Annotated in this window: 1 protein-coding gene and 4 tRNA genes; 1 reads left to right on the forward strand and 4 read right to left on the reverse strand. The window is 53.0% G+C overall.

What is annotated here, in order from left to right; genetic code table 11:
• Positions 1-4: 4 nt before the first annotated feature.
• The 4 genes from D8V06_RS02675 to D8V06_RS02690 form a co-directional block, all read right to left on the reverse strand.
• Positions 5-80, reverse strand: a tRNA-His gene (locus D8V06_RS02675).
• Positions 81-158: 78 nt separating this feature from the next.
• Positions 159-243 (reverse strand) — tRNA-Leu (locus D8V06_RS02680).
• 57 nt (positions 244-300) lie between these two features.
• Positions 301-376 (reverse strand) — tRNA-His (locus D8V06_RS02685).
• 32 nt (positions 377-408) lie between these two features.
• Positions 409-485, reverse strand: a tRNA-Arg gene (locus D8V06_RS02690).
• A 274-nt stretch (positions 486-759) separates the two neighbouring features.
• Here D8V06_RS02690 and D8V06_RS02695 point away from each other — a divergent pair.
• On the forward strand, positions 760-941 hold a 182-nt coding region (locus D8V06_RS02695), incomplete at its 3' end, for a tetrahydrofolate dehydrogenase/cyclohydrolase catalytic domain-containing protein (RefSeq protein WP_277751283.1).

The raw sequence follows: 941 nt of genomic DNA on the forward strand, positions 1-941 counted from the left end.
AATATGGGGTGGACGATGGGGATCGAACCCACGACAACGGGAGTCACAATCCCGTGCTCTACCAACTGAGCTACGCCCACCATATTGCGTAACAAAGAAGCCAAACAACTTCTTTGCTGAACTTCAATCCTGCCAATCGACATGATCGAAGCTTTATTTGGTGCGGATGAAGAGACTCGAACTCTTACGCCTCGCGGCGCTGGAACCTAAATCCAGTGTGTCTACCAATTCCACCACATCCGCGGATGAAGCTTTTAAAGCAAAGGCGCCAGACCGTTAAATCTGGCGCCTTTCGAAATATGGGGTGGACGATGGGGATCGAACCCACGACAACGGGAGTCACAATCCCGTGCTCTACCAACTGAGCTACGCCCACCATATTGCGCTACTTGTGCCAAAGCTGCCTAATGGCGCACCCGGCAGGACTCGAACCTGCGACCATCCGCTTAGAAGGCGGATGCTCTATCCAGCTGAGCTACGGGCGCCTTGTTAGCTGTACCCTTGAAGGACTACAAACTAAGTGCTTTTCAGCCTTGCAGAACCTTGATTCCGCTCGGCCTTCTCAACCAGTGCTAGGCTGTGCCCGACAAGTGCGACGAATAGTATAGAGCGCCCTAAAGGTCGTCAAATCCTTTTTAAAAAAAATTCATTTAATTAAAGGGGTTAGAGGAATTTGCAGACCAAGCGCCTTTGCCCTCACCGCATGACATGCGAGAATGCGTTCTCTTTTTTTCCCCTCTCGATGGTTAATCACGCGCAATGACTGCACAACTAATCGACGGCAAATCGATCGCCGCCAGCCTGCGCCAGCAGATCGCCCAACGTGTCACCGAGCGTCGCCAGCAAGGCCTGCGCACGCCGGGCCTCGCGGTGATCCTGGTCGGCAGCGATCCTGCCTCTCAGGTTTATGTCTCGCACAAGCGTAAAGACTGTGAAGAGGT

This window comes from Pseudomonas sp. Sample_24 (genome assembly GCF_004307605.1).
Taxonomy (GTDB): Bacteria; Pseudomonadota; Gammaproteobacteria; order Pseudomonadales; family Pseudomonadaceae; genus Aquipseudomonas.